22 protein-coding genes are annotated in these 16,721 nt (G+C 45.6%); 11 read left to right on the forward strand and 11 right to left on the reverse strand.

The genetic code is table 11. The features are described 5' to 3' along the window. Positions 1-27: 27 nt before the first annotated feature. From LCM10_RS13385 to queF, 5 genes are all read right to left on the reverse strand, one after another. Complete coding sequence (locus LCM10_RS13385; RefSeq protein ID WP_224876770.1) at positions 28-195, reverse strand: hypothetical protein; 168 nt, start codon at positions 193-195, stop codon at positions 28-30. Between the two features lie 57 nt (positions 196-252). Beyond that, the gene (locus LCM10_RS13390; RefSeq protein ID WP_224876771.1) at positions 253-1,101 is read right to left on the reverse strand and encodes a YitT family protein; all 849 of its coding nucleotides are present in this window, start codon (positions 1,099-1,101) and stop codon (positions 253-255) included. A gap of 246 nt (positions 1,102-1,347) precedes the next feature. Beyond that, a complete protein-coding gene (locus LCM10_RS13395; protein WP_224876772.1) occupies positions 1,348-2,247 on the reverse strand; it encodes an EamA family transporter in 900 nt (299 codons plus the stop codon). Positions 2,248-2,369: 122 nt separating this feature from the next. After that, positions 2,370-3,230, reverse strand: a complete 861-nt coding sequence (locus LCM10_RS13400; protein ID WP_224876773.1) for a VTT domain-containing protein — start codon at positions 3,228-3,230, stop codon at positions 2,370-2,372. Positions 3,231-3,411: 181 nt separating this feature from the next. Further along, a complete protein-coding gene (queF, locus tag LCM10_RS13405) occupies positions 3,412-3,909 on the reverse strand; it encodes a preQ(1) synthase (protein ID WP_224876774.1) in 498 nt (165 codons plus the stop codon). 408 nt (positions 3,910-4,317) lie between these two features. Here queF and LCM10_RS13410 point away from each other — a divergent pair, with 408 nt between their 5' ends. The 3 genes from LCM10_RS13410 (at position 4,318) to LCM10_RS13420 (ending at position 6,169) form a co-directional block, all read left to right on the forward strand. Then, positions 4,318-4,983, forward strand: a complete 666-nt coding sequence (locus LCM10_RS13410; RefSeq protein ID WP_224876775.1) for a B12-binding domain-containing protein — start codon at positions 4,318-4,320, stop codon at positions 4,981-4,983. 89 nt (positions 4,984-5,072) lie between these two features. Next, positions 5,073-5,570: a hypothetical protein gene (locus LCM10_RS13415; protein ID WP_224876776.1), complete on the forward strand. Its 498-nt coding sequence runs from the start codon at positions 5,073-5,075 to the stop codon at positions 5,568-5,570. Positions 5,571-5,605: 35 nt separating this feature from the next. Next, on the forward strand, positions 5,606-6,169 hold the full coding sequence (locus LCM10_RS13420) for a beta-class carbonic anhydrase (protein ID WP_224876777.1): 564 nt from the start codon (positions 5,606-5,608) through the stop codon (positions 6,167-6,169). A gap of 72 nt (positions 6,170-6,241) precedes the next feature. On the opposite strand, the gene LCM10_RS13425 is transcribed toward LCM10_RS13420, so the two are convergent. Then, complete coding sequence (locus LCM10_RS13425; protein WP_224876778.1) at positions 6,242-6,946, reverse strand: 5-formyltetrahydrofolate cyclo-ligase; 705 nt, start codon at positions 6,944-6,946, stop codon at positions 6,242-6,244. Positions 6,947-7,063: 117 nt separating this feature from the next. Between LCM10_RS13425 and LCM10_RS13430 the strand changes: the two genes are divergently transcribed. Further along, the gene (locus LCM10_RS13430; RefSeq protein WP_224876779.1) at positions 7,064-7,516 is read left to right on the forward strand and encodes a DUF2269 family protein; all 453 of its coding nucleotides are present in this window, start codon (positions 7,064-7,066) and stop codon (positions 7,514-7,516) included. A 40-nt stretch (positions 7,517-7,556) separates the two neighbouring features. Here the strand turns inward: LCM10_RS13430 and LCM10_RS13435 are convergent, their stop codons facing one another. Continuing rightward, complete coding sequence (locus LCM10_RS13435) at positions 7,557-7,829, reverse strand: DUF1450 domain-containing protein (protein WP_224876780.1); 273 nt, start codon at positions 7,827-7,829, stop codon at positions 7,557-7,559. A gap of 290 nt (positions 7,830-8,119) precedes the next feature. On the opposite strand from LCM10_RS13435, the gene LCM10_RS13440 reads away from it, so the two are divergent. Then, positions 8,120-8,563: a GNAT family N-acetyltransferase gene (locus LCM10_RS13440; protein ID WP_224876781.1), complete on the forward strand. Its 444-nt coding sequence runs from the start codon at positions 8,120-8,122 to the stop codon at positions 8,561-8,563. A gap of 59 nt (positions 8,564-8,622) precedes the next feature. Here the strand turns inward: LCM10_RS13440 and LCM10_RS13445 are convergent, their stop codons facing one another. After that, entirely contained in the window at positions 8,623-8,946 is a 324-nt protein-coding gene (locus LCM10_RS13445) for a phospholipase (RefSeq protein ID WP_224876782.1), read from the reverse strand. 164 nt (positions 8,947-9,110) lie between these two features. Between LCM10_RS13445 and LCM10_RS13450 the strand changes: the two genes are divergently transcribed. From LCM10_RS13450 to aldA, 3 genes are all read left to right on the forward strand, one after another. Next, the gene (locus LCM10_RS13450) at positions 9,111-9,614 is read left to right on the forward strand and encodes a peroxiredoxin family protein (protein WP_224876783.1); all 504 of its coding nucleotides are present in this window, start codon (positions 9,111-9,113) and stop codon (positions 9,612-9,614) included. A 205-nt stretch (positions 9,615-9,819) separates the two neighbouring features. Beyond that, positions 9,820-10,839, forward strand: a complete 1,020-nt coding sequence (locus tag LCM10_RS13455) for an NADP-dependent oxidoreductase (RefSeq protein WP_224876978.1) — start codon at positions 9,820-9,822, stop codon at positions 10,837-10,839. Positions 10,840-10,948: 109 nt separating this feature from the next. Beyond that, the gene (gene aldA, locus LCM10_RS13460; protein ID WP_318247498.1) at positions 10,949-12,400 is read left to right on the forward strand and encodes an aldehyde dehydrogenase; all 1,452 of its coding nucleotides are present in this window, start codon (positions 10,949-10,951) and stop codon (positions 12,398-12,400) included. A 112-nt stretch (positions 12,401-12,512) separates the two neighbouring features. On the opposite strand, the gene LCM10_RS20685 is transcribed toward aldA, so the two are convergent. Then, entirely contained in the window at positions 12,513-12,635 is a 123-nt protein-coding gene (locus LCM10_RS20685) for a hypothetical protein (protein WP_263621494.1), read from the reverse strand. Positions 12,636-13,067: 432 nt separating this feature from the next. On the opposite strand from LCM10_RS20685, the gene LCM10_RS13465 reads away from it, so the two are divergent. Continuing rightward, a complete protein-coding gene (locus tag LCM10_RS13465; RefSeq protein WP_224876785.1) occupies positions 13,068-13,481 on the forward strand; it encodes an RDD family protein in 414 nt (137 codons plus the stop codon). 58 nt (positions 13,482-13,539) lie between these two features. On the opposite strand, the gene LCM10_RS13470 is transcribed toward LCM10_RS13465, so the two are convergent. Next, entirely contained in the window at positions 13,540-13,959 is a 420-nt protein-coding gene (locus tag LCM10_RS13470; RefSeq protein ID WP_224876786.1) for a GNAT family N-acetyltransferase, read from the reverse strand. Positions 13,960-14,083: 124 nt separating this feature from the next. Between LCM10_RS13470 and LCM10_RS13475 the strand changes: the two genes are divergently transcribed. After that, positions 14,084-14,884, forward strand: a complete 801-nt coding sequence (locus LCM10_RS13475) for a VLRF1 family aeRF1-type release factor (protein WP_224876787.1) — start codon at positions 14,084-14,086, stop codon at positions 14,882-14,884. A gap of 115 nt (positions 14,885-14,999) precedes the next feature. Next, on the forward strand, positions 15,000-15,287 hold the full coding sequence (locus LCM10_RS13480; protein ID WP_224876788.1) for a hypothetical protein: 288 nt from the start codon (positions 15,000-15,002) through the stop codon (positions 15,285-15,287). A gap of 478 nt (positions 15,288-15,765) precedes the next feature. Here LCM10_RS13480 and LCM10_RS13485 read toward each other — a convergent pair whose 3' ends face one another. Then, positions 15,766-16,665 carry a GNAT family N-acetyltransferase gene (locus tag LCM10_RS13485; protein WP_224876789.1) on the reverse strand — a complete coding sequence of 300 codons (900 nt, stop codon included), beginning with the start codon at positions 16,663-16,665 and terminating at the stop codon, positions 15,766-15,768. Positions 16,666-16,721: the final 56 nt, after the last annotated feature.

The following is a 16,721-nucleotide window of genomic DNA, read 5'->3' on the forward strand; positions in this document are numbered from 1 at the left end:
ATCCGAATTTTATGCGCGAACTGTCGATTAACCGACAAAACCCGACACCACTTTACTCTCAAATACCCGCGCCCTGCTCGCACCGAACCGCACCATACCCGTCTGAACCGCACCATCCCCGTCCGAACCGCACCATCCCCGTCCGAACCAAAACCGTCCCCACTCCCCCCCTCGTCCCGACCAACACCACAACACCACAACACCCCCAACACACAAAAAACCCGCCCCAATCCAGGGCGGGTTACCACAACCTCAAGCCAAGCGCTTGAAATTCTGTCCTAATATTTCATTCATCGTATGAACCGTAATAAAGGCACGATTATCAATCTGCGTAATAAATCCTCTTAATTTAGAGAAATCCTTTCGTCCGAGAATTGTCGTGATGACTTCTTTCTCATCGGAAGTGAACGCTCCTTTTGCCGTGTGGATGGTTGCGCCTTTCCCAAGTTCGTGAACGATATAGGATTTGATTTCATCGCTGTACTTGCTGATGATGACGATTTCCTTGTTTGTATTGAACTGTTGCAGGGTATAGTCGATCACGAGTCCGTTCAGGATGACCCCGAAGAACGCGTACATACCTACCTGCGGTCCGAACAGGATGGCAGAGGATAGGGCAATCGACAAGTCAGCCAAGAGGACGCCCCTGCCTACTTCTATATTGAAATATTTGTTAAAGATCATGGCCAGGATATCGGTTCCGCCTGTTGACGCCTGCTGATGGAACACGATCGCCATGCCGGTTGCGGCGATGCATTGGCCGATGATCAATTGAATCAGGATATCATCGCTGAGCGGCTGGCTCATCGGTGCCACTATTTCAAGCAGCCATACATAGAATGAAAGCGCAAAGCTTGCGTAAATTGTTTTTGCCCCGAAGCTGAATCCGAGGAAAATGATTCCGACTATAAACAATAGAATATTAATGATGATCATGAACAGCCCGAGTGACATTCCTGGAAACAAGTCGTTCATGATGATCGACAATCCACTGACTCCCCCTGTCGCTAAATTATTTGGCGATAAGAAAAAGTGCACATTGATCGAAACGAGGAATGCACCGAGATTCATCATTAAGAAGGAAAAAATTCTTTGTCGCATCACCGCAACCTCCTTTATTTTTTAATATTGTTGGGTATTCCGTAAATGATTGAACAACGGGATTATAAAGCCCATGAACTCCCTTTGTAAAGGGAATACGGTTAAATAAATAAGGTTTAATTATTGTGACAATTGCAAGGGTTTGCAAACCCCTCTCTGATAAGGCGTGACTTTTTCAACCGCCTCCTCCATCCTGAACCTTCAACGATCATCCACAATAAAAAAGACTCTCCTCAAAAGGAGAGCCTAACTATATTGTTTACTTGTATGGATGGTTTTCACCTGTACTTGTGGAATCACAATCCCTATCAAGATGAGGATCATCCCAGTCATCTGCATGATCGTGACATGCTCATGAAGGATCAGCATGGCTGAAACGATGGCAGCCGGCAATTCCGCTGCACCGAGAATCGTCGTGATGCCAGAATCAAGGTGGGGAGAACCGATGGCCAGGAACACGACCGGAAAGATCGTTCCGAAGATACCGACGAGTAGACCAAACTGGCTCATTTCCATCATCCGAGAAGGCTCTTTTAGAAAAGAAGGCTGAAAGGCCAGGAGCACAACCATCAAGCCACCAAACGTGATCATCAGGCTTCTCTGGATGGTCGGCACCCCTTTTGCTGCTTTCCCGCTCAGGAAAAGGAAGAGAGCGAATGTGAAAGCTGCTGAAACCCCATAGATCACCCCAAGGGCATTATCAGACCAGCTGAAGCCAGCTGACGAAGCCAATCCTCCAGCAAGAAGTGTCCCCACCCAAAGGAACACAACCGACACGAGCTTTTTGTTGGTTGGCCATTTCCTTTTATAAAGAGCTTCGATCAAAAGCCCGATCCAAGTGAATTGAAACAGCATGACAACGGCGATCGTTGCCGAAACGTTGCTCAGACTCAGTCCGTAAAAGATTCCAGTCAGTGATAGCAGGACCCCCAGTCCAAGCAGGGAAAGAATCTGCCCCATGGACATTTTCACTTTTTTAGTAAAAAGAAACGCTGCCAAGAGCATGAGTAATCCAAATAAATACTGAATCCCCGTTACCTCCGTCACTGTATAACCTTCTGCGAAACCAAGCTTCACAACCGAAGCATGAATGCCGTAGCTGGCGGCACCGATCAATACACATAGAGACGCGTTGATTGGTTTCATCCTGCCCCCTCCTATCCTCTATACCTCAAGCAAGTATAATACCCCAGCGTTTATTTCGGCAATAGAAATTTCGGCGTAATTCTGCCATGGCGCGAATTTCGACCCTATTGTGTATTGGGACCCTATTCAAGACGACTTTTCCCTTTGATCCATCGCTTCTTTCCTATGGTCGATACTCCAAGAATCAGAGCGAGAAGTAGGCTTACGGCCAGGACGAATTGACTACTGGAGAGGGATAAAGCCTCTGCAGCCGGGATTGAATAAGCCAGTAAGGTGGACGTCGCCATTTTAGAAAGGGACGAGATAAGAAGGAATTTTTTTACTGAAACCCTGCCTATTCCTGCACCGGCACAAATGATCTCATCAGGAAGGATCGGCAGGATAAAGAGCAGAAACAGGGTGATGCTTTCATTTTTCTTTGTGTATGCTTGATAGTTCATCAAGAGTTTCTCTTTAACAAGCTTCAATGCTAGCTTCTGACCGCCTGTCCTCGCGATCAGGAACATGACGATGATTCCTGCCGTTGTGCCGAGAAAACTTAAATAAATCGTTGATTGGACCCCAAACACCGCGCTCCCGGCAGGTACAGTGACGGCCTCAGGGATCGGAAGCAGGATTGGCTGAAAAAAGCAGATCAGGAGATAAATGATTTTCGCACTTGCTTCATGGTTCCTCAAGAAAGTTTCAAAACCCGACGTTTCAATCGCAACGTTAAGCATGGAAATGTAATAGATGAGGGTGACCGTCATTCCCATCAATAGGATAGTATATAAGACCAGGCGCGACCCTTTACGGATGCCCTCGTTCTTTGTAAAGGTGAAAAAGCCGTTCACAATCATGGCACTGGCGGTCAGAACGATCATCGATTGCCTGACAATCGGATTCAATGTAGGCATGAGAAATTGGAGCGAACAGACACAAGCTGCCGCAAGTAGTAGATGAAAGGGAACGAGCAGTCCCCTGTTTTCAGAGGGTATGGTCAATTTGCTTCTTCCTTTCTTGCAAGGAGCACGTTTTCCTCGATGTTTACCATTAATCTTATAGGAAAACATCGGTTCCCCATACGCACGGAAGCACGATATTCCTCTAAGACCCAAGCCTTAGAAAAAAAGAAGGTACGTCCCTCACTGCTTTAAAGCAGTGAGGGACGTACCTTCAAAAGAGTTAGCGGTTGTCGATTTTTTCAGGGTAGAGGTCGTGGTTCATGAGGCGGTGGTCCGCCATTGTTTCGTATTTGGTACCCGGTTTTCCGTAGTTGCAATAAGGGTCGATGGAGATTCCACCACGCGGGGTGAATTTGCCCCAAACCTCGATGTAGCGGGGATCCATCAACTCGATCAGATCATTCATGATGATATTCATGCAGTCTTCATGAAAATCACCGTGATTACGGAAGCTGAACAGGTAGAGTTTAAGTGATTTACTCTCGACCATTTTCACATCGGGGATGTAGCTGATATAGATCGTTGCAAAGTCGGGTTGACCTGTTTTCGGGCATAAGCTTGTGAATTCCGGGCAATTGAACTTCACGAAATAATCCCTGTTCGGATGCTTGTTATCGAACGCCTCAAGAACTTCCGGAGCATACTCGAACAGATAATTCGTACCCTGATTTCCCAAAAGTGTGATATCTGTTAATTCTTCGTCTTTTCTTCCTGACATATAAAAACCCTCCCTTTACTAGTACACAGAAATTAAAGGAGGACATAGCATTAGCCTATGGTGGACGGTAACAATCTCCAATTTTGCAATTCTTGCAGTGGACTGTTACGCTTAAAGGATCATGGTTTGCTAGAATGCTAGCAACCATCCGCTTCTTGGAAACATAGTTTTTTAAAGAGGGTTAATGCTATGAACCTCTCTCAATGGATGTGAGCATGATATAATTGTACAAAGGTTATCTTAAATAAGAACGAAAAGAAAGTCAATATACTCCTAAAAATCCCCAGGTGGAGGGAATGGTATTGTCTATTGTTTTTCCATTCACAACCAAGAGGATTTTCATCCTATATGTGGAATATATAGATCGATTAATTGTCTTTTTGTTCATTTTTCATAGGGGGTTTTCAGATGAAACAGCTTGTCCCCGCTTTTACCAAGGCTTTATTAAAGGGTGATGTGCAATTTGCAACGGAACTCTACACGAATGAAATTGAGTCGAAAGTGAATCAATTGACCTTTTTCGAATCAGTCGTGAAGCCGTCCATGTATCGAATTGGTGATCTCTGGGAGAAAAATCAAATCACGGTGGCAGAAGAACATTTGGCGACTGCTACCCTCAAATATTTACTATCGAGCATGTACACTCCATACGAAGTATCGGAGCGCCGACCGAAAGGCCTGTTATTCTGCATCGAGGGTGAGCAGCATACCCTCGGTTTGGAATTTGCGAATGAAATCTTCAAAGAGCTTCAGTGGAACACCCGTTACTTAGGGGCGAACGTACCCGTCAAGGATGCCGTGACCTTCGTCAAAGCCTGGGAACCCCAGGCTGTCGTGATCTCAATCGGAATGACTACCGCCATCCCATCGCTCAGGGAATGTCTGGAACAAATAGAAGACATTCAGCCTGATGTAAAGATCCTTGTCGGTGGCAGACTCATTTCCCATTACAATTTGGAATTCCTGAAGAAAGAGTCCATCAACACCTTCCATGACTTAATCGAGCTTCATGATTATTTAGAAGAGCATTCGGAACAATTTCTCGCACTTCTGGAGGAAAAAATATCAAACTAAGGTTTCTCTCACAATTACCCTGACTCCTCAATCATTCTAGGGATGTAAAGGCAATTCGTGTCCGTTAACCTTCCACTAGGAGGGATACTGTGGAAAATCTCGATTTCTGCCCGATTCCCTATCTGATACTCGATCGAAACTTGACTGTATTGGATGCTTCTGAATCAGGGTATGCATTAGTTCACCGTGGGGATAGCTTCTTAACCATCCTGGAAGAGGAAAGCGCTCCGAAGTTCGCTCGGGTGATTCATAAAGAACGCTCAGGCAAAATGGAAGTGAATGTAAAGAAAGCCGCGTCCTTTGAGTTAGTGGATCTCTTCTACCAATTCTCAGATGTCCAGCAGCGTTTTTACATGGCAGTCATTTCTAAGGCCAACGAATATGAAAAAGTCTCAACCCAGCTCAATGGATTATTCAACCGACTTGGTGAGTCGAACATCATCAGGAAGGATACAAATCATCGAGAAGTACTGGCAAGTGTTTCTTCCCTCTATATGAAACTTTCCAATACAAGGGAATGGAATAGGAATGAAGTAATGGATAGAGTGAAAGAAATTGAAATCCTTCTCATGAAAAATGTACAATAAGAGGGAACATCATTAAAGAGTGGGGAGAATCGAATATGACTTTACTTGGAAATTTACTAGAGTACAATCAGAAATTTGTTGAAGAAAAAGCATATGAGGAATACAAAACGACCAAGTTCCCGGACAAGCGCCTCGTTATCTTGACGTGCATGGATACCCGGTTGGTTGAACTTCTTCCTAAATCCATGAATATGAAAAACGGTGACGTGAAAGTTGTCAAGAATGCCGGAGCCGTCGTGGCCCATCCATACGGAAGCATCATGCGCAGCCTATTGGTCGCAGTTTATGAACTTCAAGCGGATGAAGTCCTGGTGATCGGCCATCACGATTGCGGGATGAGCGCAATCAACAGTGAACAAATCATCGGCAAAATGAAGGACCGTGGAATTGATGAAGATACGTTTGATACCTTGAACTATTCAGGAATCGATCTTCATGATTGGCTGAAAGGCTTCAGCTCTGTCCAAGAAAGTGTTTCCCATAGTGTGAACATGATCAAGAATCACCCGCTTATGGACAAGAACATTCCGGTTCACGGCCTCGTCATCTCTCCTGAAACAGGAAAACTCGACTTGGTTGTGGAAGGTTACGAAGCGTAATTGTAAAGGACATCCCTTTAATATAAGGGATGTCCTTTTTATATACTTCCTGGTGCAACCGTCCTGTCTCCATCAAAATTCCTTCAATTCCCTCAGGATCGGCATATTCTCCATATCCTCTTCACTGACATGCTGCCATTCAATACCTTCCGGCTTCTCATAAGGAGTATGCGTCTCCACACCTCCACTCTCCGTGAAGATCCAATCCACCGCAAGATCATAGGAATCCCTTGGAATGTCATCTTCAACCAGCTGTTCACTGTTGATCGTAGTGATGACCGGAACCGGCTTATTACCGATTTCCCTTAGGATGGCATACTCCCTGTCGGCATACCCTTCCCCTTTTCCGAGCCTTCTCCCGTCGGCATGGATGGCCACTGACCCAACCACGATCAAGTCGATTTCTGGGATCTCACCCAACGGGATCACCTTTCCATATGTATTCATGTGTTTGATACTCGCAGCTTTTCTCTCTTCTCCCTGCGGAACCCATTCAGGCTTGATCATGACGAAGCCGTCCTTCAATCTCGGGGTTGGAATGAGCAGGGTCTTCCCATCCTTCAGTATGGACGTTCTAAGCGGAAGCTGTGGGGCGTCCGGATTCACCTTTACAACGCTTGCTTCTTTATAGAAGTCCATCTCCTGCACATGCTTCGCTGCGGCTTCCGCTCCCTTGAAATTGGGGATTCTGTTCGTCAGCGGAAAAGGGAATCGCCCCAATTTCTTTTCCGTCAAAGCGTTCCATACTTTGTGACGGATCTCATCCTTTGTTCTCATCCAAATTCCTCCTCAAGATGAATTCATCCATTTTTTCTTAAAAAAACCATGGAAAACACGACCATTTTACTATAGAATGATACCTGCACAAAATTTCCTTTAAAGGAGGTGTTTTACATGTCAATCTACGGTATCATCGTCATGATCCATGTGGTGGCGGCAGTAGCCGGACTCGGCGCAAGCTTTGCCATGCCCGTCATCATGAAAACGCCTGAAACTGCACAGCAGGCCAGGTTTTCATTGGACCTCGGGAAGAAGATTGAAACCTTCGCCAAAGTCGGGAGTATTGTACTTCTGATCACCGGTCTCGTCATGGGATTCATGAACCCGTACCTGTTTAAAACGTTCTGGTATATTGCCTCGATTGCCATCTATATCGGTGTTCAATTCATCGTTGCCGGTATCATGCCAAAGAAAATCAAGCAAATGGCCGAGATCATCCAATCACATGAAGGGGACGATATCCCTACTGCTTACGGTAAGATCAATTCAGAGTTAAGACCTTACAATATCATAATCCATAGTGCTGCTATCATTCTTATTATATTAATGTCCATTAAACCGTTTTAACTCTGGTAAAAGTAAAACCGCACATTGTTGTGCGGTTTTTTTACTTTCCATCAGCCAGCTTTTTCATTTTCTCCAATAGCGCCCGCGAATCCTCCGCGTCAGTGAAATCACCATTGACTAATGCATAAGGGGATTTCTTACATTCCTTGCATCTGCTCTGACACTCATATTCTTTATACGTGACGTTCTTCTGTTCAAAAAATTGTTGGTAATGAGACATGTCATCCTCTTGCAGGAATCGGTCAAGGTTCTTCTCGCAAAATTCGACTGTGACTTTCTTTTTTTTCGAAAGTAGTGTGTTGATGAATTTCAATGATAAGACATCCTTTATTGTAAGCTGTGTCCGTGGACCCGGAATCAGTTTTCGTGTATAGATTGTATCATGGATGCTTCTTTCCTACACCCGATGCACGTTGGCCGAGAGGCATTTTGTTTCCCTCCGGATACTTCTCCATTATAACACTGATTCGTCGCGACATATATGTTCAGGTATGTATACAGAGTTTAAGCGAAGAGCACTTTTCCCCGGTTCAGGAATGTTACCTTGCAATTCCCCATAAATATGAACAATGTAGAAACTTTTCATAAAAGGGAGGAAAGGACATGAAGATTCTTCGTGCAAGACTTCATGATCTGGATGGGGTCGCTGCACTATTCAACGATTACCGAATTTTTTACCGGCAGTCTTCTGATCTGGAAGGTGCGAAGGTGTACCTTGAAGAACGATTATCCAAGGACCAATCCGTCATTTTCATCGCTGTCCGGGACGGTGAGTACCTTGGGTTCACCCAGCTGTATCCCTCCTTTTCGTCCGTCCACTTGAAACCCATCTGGAAGCTGAATGATTTATATATCGCAGAGCATGCCAGAAACCAAGGCGTCGGGCAAAAGCTCCTCGACGCAGCAAAGGAACATGCCTTGCTGACAGAAGCAAAGAATGTGATCCTCGAAACCGACGCGGACAATCTACACGCTCAACATGTTTACGAAAATAACGGGTATGTACGCGAAGACGATGTCTACCACTACACCCTGCCCCTTCCATAATACTTGAAGGTACGTCCCTCACCGCTTTAAAGCGGTGAGGGACGTACCTTCTACTTCTCCTAGATCCACCTGATGCCAGATGATCTCGGTTTGCGAATGTTTCTTCGGTCATGCCCGCATTTGATGCCGGTCTGGAGTTTCATATAATGATAGAACAAGAGCGCATCTCTTCCTTCTTTATTGGCAAGGTTCACATGTGGTTTTATTTCTGATAGAAATTGATGATCACAATGACATGATGGTCCATATCTTTCATAACAAAGATCGTGTTTCATGCAGGCAGCGTCCACCTCATTGATTGGTTCACCCGGTCCGCTGCATCCAGGACCACACCATTTATATTCTGGAAAAATACAAAACTTCGGCCTTCCCCTTTCTCCCATCTCACCCCTCCTCCCTTTCCGTAATAAAGTCATGACGTTTCATTTCTCACATTAAGGGAAATACACTCAATGTAAGAAATAAGAATGCTTGACTACATTATATGCATGTCTACCACGGAAGGTTTATCCACATTAGCACACATCTTGTCAAGGAGGAATTGATTATGCCAAACTTTCAATTAAAAGATACCGTACCCGATTTCACACTCCCTTCAGTCGCAGGTGAGAAATTTTCCTTAGAAGAGCACCTAAAGGAACATGACAGCTGGCATCTCATCGTCTTCTTCAGGGGATCCTGGTGTCCTGTTTGTCAGGAAGAACTCAGGGAACTTCAGGCCAACCAAGAAAAGTTCGAGGAACAGGATGTCCACACACTCGCCATTTCGAGCGATGATCTCGAAAATTTACAGGAGTATGCAAATGAAGAGAACATCAAGTATCCTATCCTGTCAGACAAGGATCTCGATGCCATCAAAGCGTACGGTGTGTTTTATCATGGAGAGGATGCCCCCTATGACGATCATGGCGAACACGGGGAGCCTGCTTATTTCCTTGTGAACCCTAAAGGGGAACTGATGTATCAACAGCGGCAAACAAGCCCATTCGGACGCCCCCATGCCGATGAACTACTTAAAATCGTGAAATACATCAAAAAGAATGTTAAATGAATATGAAATTGGAAAAGCTGATGAGGGTCGATGATCATCATCGGCTTTTCCTTTTTAGTGTTCATTTCAACAACACCTGTTAGGCCCCGATAAGGATGATTCTGTGGATCCATCATGGCTCAAATTCAATCCTTTGTGCAGCGGCCCCACTTTATGATACCTTTCAATTAAACATTTCATTGTTATTCGAGGAGGAATTAAGATGATCCCAAGCAAACAGAAACAAATCCAATTAGTTTCACGCCCGGTCGGAATGCCCAAAGACGATGATTTCCTTTACAAAGAAATCGAAGTACCTCAACCTTCCAAAGGGGAAATCTTGGTCAAGACGCTCTACCTTTCCGTCGATCCCTATATGCGCGGAAGAATGTCTGATGCAAAGTCGTATGTGGAACCCTTCGCCTTGAACGAGCCTTTGGCAGGAGGCGTAGTAGGTGAAGTCGCCCAATCTCAATCGGAGCATTTCAAGAAAGGCGACTTTATCGTCGGAATGCTGCCTTGGCAGGAATATTCAATTGCTTCTGAAAAGGAAATCCGTTCGATCAGTCCTGACCCTTCACTGCTGTCCGCCCATCTGAGCGTGCTCGGCTTGACGGGATTGACTGCATACTTTGGCCTTCTGGATATCGGTCAACCCAAAGAAGGTGAAACGGTTGTCGTATCCGGTGCCGCAGGGGCTGTTGGATCGATCGTCGGTCAAATTGCCAAAATCAAAGGCGCGCGCGTCGTCGGGATTGCAGGCTCCGAAGAAAAGGTACACTACCTGAAAGATACACTCGGTTTCGATGAAGCCATTAATTATAAGGAAACGAACGATATGCAAGCAGCACTGAAAGAAGCTTGTCCAAACGGGATCGACGTTTACTTCGAAAACGTCGGAGGAGAGATCGGTGATGCTGCGATCAGCCTGCTGAACAAGCACGGGCGCGTACCGGTTTGCGGAGCCATCTCTTCATACAATAAAACCGAAATGGACCTCGGTCCCCGCGTTCAGTCTAAACTGATCAAAACAAGCTCGCTCATGAAGGGCTTCGTCGTGAATGATTATAACGACCGCTTCAAGGAAGGTGCCACTCAGCTCGGACAGTGGCTTTCAGAAGGGAAGTTGCAATATGAAGAGACGATCACAGAAGGAATCGACAATGTCACTGACGCCTTCCTCGGACTCTTCGAAGGTAAAAACCTCGGTAAGCAGCTGGTCAAAGTAGCTGAGCCGACAAAATAAGTTGAATGCAGGACAGTCCGATAATGGGCTGTCTTTTTTCATGGAGCATTCCTATGTTTCTACTCCTGTCTCTCGGGGAAAGGAGTAGATAAGTAACCAACAGGGAGGAATGGACTTGAATACTTATCAGTTATATATAAATGGGGAATTCTGTAGCGGTTCGACAGGTGACACCATGGATGTGATCAATCCCGCAACGGAAGAAGTCATTTCCAAGATCCAAAAAGGATCGGAGGAAGATGTGAACAGGGCGATCGAAGCCGCTCATGCAGCCTTTATCTCTTGGGAGAAAGTCCCTTCCAAAGAGAGGGCTTCTTACTTATATAAGATTGCCGATAAGCTGGAGGAACGGAGAGAATCCTTCATTCAGTTGCTGACCGAGGAAAACGGGAAGACACTTTCCGCATCAGAAGCAGAGATCGATCTCGCCATCGAGTACTTCCGATACATGGCGGGCTGGGCTCTCCGTTATGAAGGTGAAATCCTGGAAAGTGAACGTTCCAACGAAAATATTTTGGTCTATAAGAAACCCATCGGGGTTGTAGCGGGGATCGTCCCATGGAATTTCCCGATGTTCATCTTGGCAAGGAAACTCGCACCTGCCATCGTCACAGGCTGTACGATTGTCCTGAAGCCAAGTCAATACACGCCGAATACAGCATGTGAATTTGCAAAGATCATTGAAGAAGTCGAGCTTCCAAAAGGGGTTTTCAACCTCGTGACGGGAAAGGGCTCCGATATCGGGAATCCATTATCCAGTCACCCAAAGGTACGGATGGTATCCATGACAGGTAGCTACCCGGCAGGCTCAAAAGTGATGGAAGCTGCATCAAAATCCATCACCAAGGTGAACCTGGAGCTTGGTGGGAAGGCTCCTGCCATCGTGACCAAACATGCAAACATCGACCTGGCAGTAGAAAAGATCAAGACGTCAAGGATCACAAATTCCGGGCAGGCATGCACGAATGCTGAAAGAGTGTACGTCCATGAAAGTGTGGCAGATGAATTCATCGGCAAGATCACCGAAGCCTTTGCGAAAACCGCGGTAGGCGATCCGACCGATCAAGACAATGAAATCGGCCCGCTCGTCAATAAAGAACGATTGGACTCAGTGACCGAGATGGTCGACACCGCGGTTGAGAATGGCGCCAAGGTGCTGACCGGAGGCAAGCCGCTCCAAGTCGAGAAAGGATTCTACTACGAACCAACGATCCTTGTTGACGTCAAACAGGATATGGACATCATACAAGAGGAAATCTTCGGTCCTGTCCTTCCGATCATGACATACAGCGACTTCGATGAAGTCATCGAGCTTGCCAATGATACAGAGTACGGACTCTCATCTTCCATCTTCAGTGATAACGTGCACGAAATCATGAGAGCAGCCAATGAATTGCGATACGGCGAAACCTTCGTCAACCGTGAAAACTTCGAAAGCATCAACGGATTCCATGCCGGCCGCGGACAATCAGGAATCGGCGGAGCCGATGGCAAGCACGGACTGAACGAATACCTCGAAACCCACGTCGTATATCTCGAATACAACGAAGACTACAAATAAACTTTAAGGTACGTCCCTCATCGCTTTAAAGCGATGAGGGACGTACCTTTTAATTTGATTACAGAAAAAAAGCCCTGTCATCAGACAGGACCTTCCACCCGTTCACAATCATTTATGAAATGATAAAGAAATTGGCCATGGCGATCAAGAGAAGGATGATGACGACACCGGAACTCATCCACAGGATGTCACTGAAATCCATTTTCATATCGGTTAGTTTATCATGTTTTAGCATGCCAGTTCACTCCCTTGATTATTTTCGATGAAGCCGATAAGTTTAAATTCTGATAGGTCAATTTTGGCATTAGTGGTTGCTGAGCAATGGGAACACTTTATTTTCTGTACATTCATCGGAGTCCGGAATTCATTCTCGCAGTGGCTGCATTCCAAGATATGTAGATCTTGTTCGTTGCCTTTTCGGTCAAATTGAATACGTTCTCTTCCTCGATTAATGTAGCTCACGATAACTTCTCTCCCGTCAAGTTTGATTTAGTACATATATACCCGGCATGATATTTGTAAAACATTTTTAATCTGATAATTTATGAAAAATCCGTCTTTCATCACATTTTTTTAGGGAGTTGGTCTTATATTCAGAAACGTATTCATATAGTAGTAGTCACTATGTTACAATTTTTACAAGTTAGACAGATAAGGGGGAGCAAGCATGATAAAACCAGCAGGATTCTGGATCAGGTTAGGTGCAGGCATATTGGATTGGCTCGTCATCAACCTGCCACTGATCCTCATAATCGGACTGATTACAGGGGAGTTTTCAGACGAAAATTCCATTGTTTCAACCATTACGTTCATATACGTCCTCATCACTCCAGTCCTTTGGAAAGGCTATGTTGTCGGCAAACGCATCGCCGGCATCAGGATTGTGAGGAAAGATGGAAGGAACGTCCATATAGGGAACATGCTGATGAGGAACATCGTAGGGGGACTCGCCTATGTCCTTACATTGGGGATCGGTCTCATTGTCAGTGCATTCATGGTGGGATTACGTGAAGACAAACGCTCAATCCATGATTTCATCGCGGGTACCTATGTTACCCACGCAAAGCCTGATGAAATGTAGCAGGATCGCATAAGAAACACCCAGCCATGACCTACAGGTCAGGCTGGGTGTTTCTTCATTAACGCAGGCGTTTTTCCATGTAATGCTGACGCGATCCTTTCGGGAAGTCCTCCAGCACACCGAATTCCTCATACCCCAGTTTCTTATAAAAGCCTGGCGCCTGAAAGCTGAATGTATCCAGGATCACCAGGTAGCAGCCCTTCTCCTTCGCGAACTCTTCCATTCTCTCAACCAATTGTACACCGTAACCTTCCTTGCGGTACTCCTCGGACACCCAGAGAAAATCGATATGAAGGTGATGCCAGAACGTCTCTCCGACCACCCCTCCGACGATCTCATCCTGGTCATCGCGAATGACGAAGCTGACCTTCTCGAGCGGCGTCTTCACATCGTCATCAATCGCGCTCATATTGTATTCAATCAACTTCTGTCTTATGTAATCACTGTCTTCCTGGACCCATTGCTGTTTGATTTTCATCACTTCATCTCCCTTTCCTCTCACTCTTACAGTTTACCTTTTTTTCCAATTAAAATAAATTCACGTTTAACATGGTGGAAACTCGTTTATAGAATAAGTAAGATACTTTCCAAGGAGGAATAGCATGTTACACCAAAAAACGTTGAACAAGCTTGAAAACCTGACCCTTCAGAAACCGGATAAGCTTTTGACTGTCTACTTGAATACGGACCGAAGCGACCCCGACCAGCAAGGCGGCGAATGGAAGATTGCCTTGAAGAACGGATTCAATCGGTTGGAGGAATATCTCGAGAGTGCTCCTGAAGAAAAAGAAAGACTCCAAGCGATCCGTCCTAAAGTGGAGGACTATATCCTGAGTCAGGAAAGGAAACTGCCCCGAAGCTTTATCATCTTCGCCTCTGCAGACAGTGGCATTTGGGAAACCTTCGAGCCTCAGGTGCCTGTGGAAACGAGCTTCCATTGGGAAGAAAAGCCGAACCTCGAACAATTGAAATCACTGCACACCCAGTACCCTAACACTGGCCTTATCCTGCTCCAGCAAAATCAGATCAAAATCCTCACCTCCGCTTTGGGGCAGCTTCAAACGAGCGAGTTCATGGAGTTCGACCTTGATACGGAGGATTGGCGAAAAAGTGAAGGTCCCCATCATGCAGACGTCAGTATGGGTAGTTCCGGAGGCAAGGCGAATCAACAGGATGAGTATGACGAACGGCTCAAAGCCAACCAGCAGCGCTGGTGGAAGAGTCTCGGAAGTGTATTGGATAAAAAAGCTGCGGATGAAAAATGGGAAAAAATCATCTTAGTCGGGGATAAAGAAGAAGCGGATATACTCTCCGAAAATATGAATAAAGAAGTTCATGAAACGATTCAGAAAAACTTATTAAATGAAAATGAGCATAAAGTGATCGAGAAACTCCTAGCATGATCTAAATTTCCTGGACTGTACCATGTGCAGTCCATTTTCTTTTTTTTCCCCCACCTCATTCTTACAAGCACTGCCCTCATCTCCATGCATAGAATGTAAATAGGAGGTGTGTGCCGTGCTTTCACGTATAAAATGGTTGTCCTTTTCAATTGAATTATTTCTTGCCGTCCCTGTCTTCGGAAACATTGCGGGTGACGCAATCCCCTTTCTCCTTTGTTTAGTTGCAATCTGGCATGCTTGTGTACTTTTTGTATCAAGGTCTGAAGATCAACCGATTCTCGGGAGTGCGCTTGGAATCATCGCATCATTCCTTAATTTCTTCCCGATCATCCGCCTGATTGCCCACGCGATTACTGCCATTGTCCTTATCTTTGAAATCCAGAAGGCACCGGGGATGGAATGAGACTGGTATCATCATGAATAACCACTGGAAAAAAGAGGTTGGGACATAACTAGGAATTCTAAATGTAAAGACGAATAATATCGGTTCCAGCTTTTAATACCGCTTATGAGTTCCGTGCAAGACTTCGCTTTCCGCGGGTAGCCCGTGAGCCTCCTCGGCAGGCCAGCGGGGCCTCACATGTCTAGCTGCAGGGCTTAGAGGCAAATGTCATAAGCCAAACCGACCAAGAAGGCAAAGAACGCCTTCGTGGCCGATTCGTCTTATGCCACACACCTTAATACAAAGCCCTTCCGCTTTTCTTATAAGCCATTCTTCCCGCAGGAGTCTTCCTTGCACTCCAATCAACCGCTAGACAGAGGTAAAATCTAATTGTCCAGGTATACAAATAGTTAAAAACCCGAACTAATTTGCCTTCAAATAGACAAATTAGTTCGGGTTTAACTTTGCCTGAAACACTTTTGTCCCAGACTCTTTTCCCTTATCTCAACGAATCGTATTTATAACACATCATGACCACTTTCTTCTCGAATCCCTCTTTCAAATAGAGCTTGACTGCTTTTTCATTCTCTCCATTTACAGAAATCAAGGCTTTCCCCATGCCTGCTTCCCTTCCATAATGAAGGCCCTCCCTTAGCAACCGTCTACCGAGACCCTTTCCCTGGTACTCTGGTTTGACCGCCAAGAGACCGATGAACGTTTTCCATTCTCCTTCGTCCCATTCTTTCTCGACATTCAGGATCCCGGCCGGTTGATCACCGCAATATAACACTTTCATTCCACCAGCCAGATGTCCTTGATGGTCCCGCATCTCCCTGACTTGTCCGGCTGTGATCGGTGTCTCTGAACCCGCTAGGTGAGCGAATGCAGCATTCCTGACTTCACACCAAACGGATTCGTCCCGTTCGAAGACGAAGTCACCCAGCGTGTATCCCTGTGGGAATCCCACGAGCGGCACTGGGGATGCCTTTCGTTCCAGCAAGTAGGAAATCCGTTCAACATCAAAGCCGACCTCCTCAAAGATCCCTCGTACAACCACATTGCTTTCATCGATGAATAAGAAGACTTTTGCTAAGTCACCAGCATGACTCCTTACCTTCTCCCACAGTACTTGATAGGCCTTTAATGATGGGACGGCGCTATGAAAAATCCTGAAGCGCGCCTTGCTCCCTTTTAGGAAATAGTCACTCCGGTACAAGGAAGCTGCACCTACAACCCTTCCTTCGTCCATCAGGAGATAAGTCGGGTTCACTTCATCATCGACTTCTAGGCCATCAAGCTGATCGTCATATAAATAGGAATCATCCACTTCCTGCCTGTGCTTTCGACAGTAGGCTATAAATTCAGCTCTCGTTTCCTCCGTTAATCTCTCCACTTTCATGATATACTCCCCCGTCATCTTTCAGTTGCCACACATACTACATATAGTTCAACGTA

It is taken from the genome of Rossellomorea aquimaris (assembly GCF_020171925.1).
Lineage (GTDB): Bacteria > Bacillota > Bacilli > Bacillales > Bacillaceae_B > Rossellomorea > Rossellomorea aquimaris_F.